Source organism: Roseateles sp. P5_B10, assembly GCF_056400485.1.
The window spans coordinates 1-3,030 of record NZ_JBFULE010000641.1 but is presented as its reverse complement, the minus strand read 5'-3'; the positions used below and the strand labels follow the sequence as shown (position 1 = coordinate 3,030).

The following is a 3,030-nucleotide window of genomic DNA, read 5'->3' as shown; positions in this document are numbered from 1 at the left end:
GCGCTGCCCAGCAGGCCGGCGAAGTCATGGCCATAGAAGATGTTGTCCCCCAGCACGAGGGCGCTCGGCGAGCCATTGACGAAATCGCGGCCGAGGATGAAGGCCTGTGCCAGGCCGTCTGGGCTAGGCTGCACGCAGTAGCTGATGTTCAGGCCCCAGCGCGAACCGTCGCCAAGCAGGGCTTCGAACCGAGGCGTGTCCTGCGGCGTGCTGATGAGCAGGATGTCGCGGATGCCCGCGAGCATCAGCGTGCTCAACGGGTAATAGACCATGGGCTTGTCGTACACCGGCAGCAGCTGCTTGCTCATGGCCAGCGTGGCCGGGTGCAGCCGCGTGCCGGAGCCGCCAGCGAGGATGATGCCCTTGCGGTTTTTCATCGGAGCCCTTAAAGAATTTCGTTCAGCATGCGTTCCACTCCTTGCTGCCAGGGCGGCAGGACGAGGCCGAAGCACTGCTGCAGCTTGGCCGTGGCCAGGCGCGAGTTCAGCGGGCGCATCGCCGGTGTGGGGTAGTCGCTTGTCGGGATGGCGAGGATCTGGTCCGGCGCGACCTTGATGACCTTGCCCTGTGCACGTGCGAACTCGATGACAAAGCGGGCGTACTCGTGCCAGCTCGTCTCGCCGCCAGCGACCGCGTGATAGGTGCCGGTCAGCGCAGGGTTCACGCGCGCGGCGCGCAGCATGTGGACGGTCAGGTCGGCCAGCAGGTCGGCGCCTGTTGGYGCGCCGATCTGGTCGGCGATGACCTTGAGCTGCTCGCGTTCGGCGGCGAGGCGCAGCATGGTCTTTGCGAAGTTGCCGCCGCGGGCGCCATAAACCCAGCTGGTGCGCAGGATCAGATGCTGGCAGCCGCTGGCGCGGATGGCGTCCTCGCCTTCGGCCTTGGTTGCTCCGTAGACGCTGAGCGCCCCGACGGGGGCTTCCTCATCGCGAGCATGGCTGCCGCTGCCGTCGAAGACATAGTCCGTCGAGTAGTGCACCAGCAAAGCGCCGGTACGCTTGGCCTCGATGGCCAGCAGGGCAGGGGCGGTGGCGTTGATCTTGCGTGCGAGCTCGGGCTCGCTCTCGGCCTTGTCGACGGCGGTATGCGCAGCGGCATTGACGATGACGTGGGGGGCAATGTCTCTGACGCGGGCAAGCAGCGCTTCGGGCTGGGTGAAGTCCGCGCCGTCGTCATGGTCCATTGCGATGACTTCGCCTGCCACAGCCAGTGAGCGTTGCAATTCCCAGCCGACCTGGCCGCCCTTGCCGAGAAGAAGAATCTTCATGGCTTCAGCTGTATTRCTTGGCAACCCAGTCCCGGTAGGCGCCGCTTTGCACGCGGGCGGCCCAGTCTGGATGGTCCAGATACCACTGCACCGTCTTGCGGATGCCGGTCTCGAAGGTTTCTGCCGGGCGCCAGCCCAGCTCGCGCTCGATCTTGCGTGCGTCGATGGCGTAGCGGCGGTCGTGGCCGGGGCGGTCCTTCACATAGGTGATGAGGCGCTCGTAGGGGCCGTCCGCCGAGGGTTTGAGCTCGTCGAGCAAGGCGCACACCGTCTTGACGATGTCGATGTTGGCCTTCTCGTTCCAGCCGCCGATGTTGTAGGTCTCACCCAGCTTGCCGCCGGCCAGCACGGCACGGATGCCGCTGCAGTGATCGGTGACGTAAAGCCAGTCGCGGATCTGTTGGCCGTCGCCATAGACGGGCAGGGGTTTGCCTGCCAGCGCATTGACGATCAGCAGCGGAATCAGCTTCTCCGGGAAGTGATAGGGCCCGTAGTTGTTCGAGCAGTTGGTGGTGACGACCGGCAGGCCGTAGGTGTGGTGCCAGGCGCGCACGAGGTGGTCGCTGGCCGCCTTGCTGGCCGAATACGGGCTGTTGGGCTCGTAGGCGTTGGTTTCGGCGAAGGGCGGATCCGAGGCTTTCAGCGAGCCATAGACTTCGTCGGTCGACACGTGGTGGAAGCGAAAGCCTTGTTTGGCTTCGCCTTCAAGGCCGCCCCAATAAGTGCGTGCCGCTTCCAGCAGCGTGAACGTGCCCTCGACATTCGTCTTCATGAAAGCGCCGGGGCCGTGGATGGAACGATCCACATGGCTCTCAGCGGCGAAGTGGACGATGGCGCGGGGGCGGTGCTTGGCCAGCAAGCTGTCGATCAGGCCGCGGTCGCAGATGTCGCCCTTGACGAAGACGTGACGCGCGTCACCGTCCAGCGAGGCCAGGTTTTCGAGGTTGCCAGCGTAGGTCAACGCATCGAGATTGACGACGGGCTCGTCGCTCTCACGCAGCCAGTCCAGCACGAAGTTGCTGCCGATGAAGCCGGCGCCGCCGGTGACGAGGATGGTCATGTTCTGCCGTAGGTGTCTTCGAAGCGGACGATGTCGTCCTCGCCGAGATAGGAGCCAGACTGCACTTCGATGATCTCCAGCGGCACCTTGCCCGGGTTGGCCAGGCGATGCGTCTGACCCAGCGGGATGTAGGTGGACTGGTTCTCGGTCAGCAGGATGGTCTTGTCGCCGTTGACGATCTCGGCCGTGCCGCTCACGACGATCCAGTGCTCCGCGCGATGGTGGTGCATCTGCAGGCTCAGGGAGGCACCCGGCTTGACCATGATGCGCTTGACCTGGAAACGCTCGCCCGAGTCGATGCTGTCATACCAGCCCCAGGGGYGGTGCACCTTGCGGTGCAGGGCATGCTCGCCGCGTTGCTCGGCGCCCAGGCGGTTGACGATCTGCTTGACCTCCTGGCTGCGCGACCGGTCGCTGACGAGCACGGCATCGGCCGTCTCGACAACGACGATGTCGGTCAGGCCAACGACGCCCACGAGGCGGCTGGTGGCGTGGACCAGGGTGTTCTTGCTGTCGGCGAACAAGGCGTCACCGACGAAGGCGTTGCCGTCGGCATCCTTCTCGGAGACCTGCCAGACCGCTTCCCAGGCGCCGAGGTCGTTCCAGCCGGCATCCAGCGCGACCATGCGCAAGGGGATGTCCGTCCCGGGGCAGCGCTCCATGACGGCGTAGTCGACCGATTCGCTGGGCACAGCGGCAAACT

General features: G+C 65.3%; 4 protein-coding genes. All 4 read right to left on the bottom strand.

Annotated features, from left to right (window positions below):
• Positions 1–377: sugar nucleotidyltransferase (locus AC1DU6_RS25275; protein WP_477860443.1), on the bottom strand; the 377-nt coding region annotated here is incomplete at its 3' end.
• Between the two features lie 8 nt (positions 378–385).
• Positions 386–1,267: a dTDP-4-dehydrorhamnose reductase gene (gene rfbD / locus AC1DU6_RS25270; RefSeq protein WP_477860441.1), complete on the bottom strand. Its 882-nt coding sequence runs from the start codon at positions 1,265–1,267 to the stop codon at positions 386–388.
• A gap of 4 nt (positions 1,268–1,271) precedes the next feature.
• Positions 1,272–2,327 carry a dTDP-glucose 4,6-dehydratase gene (gene rfbB, locus AC1DU6_RS25265; RefSeq protein ID WP_477860439.1) on the bottom strand — a complete coding sequence of 352 codons (1,056 nt, stop codon included), beginning with the start codon at positions 2,325–2,327 and terminating at the stop codon, positions 1,272–1,274.
• The coding region (locus AC1DU6_RS25260) for a cupin domain-containing protein (RefSeq protein ID WP_477860437.1) at positions 2,324–3,030 on the bottom strand (707 nt) is incomplete at its 5' end. The genes AC1DU6_RS25260 and rfbB, both read right to left, overlap by 4 nt.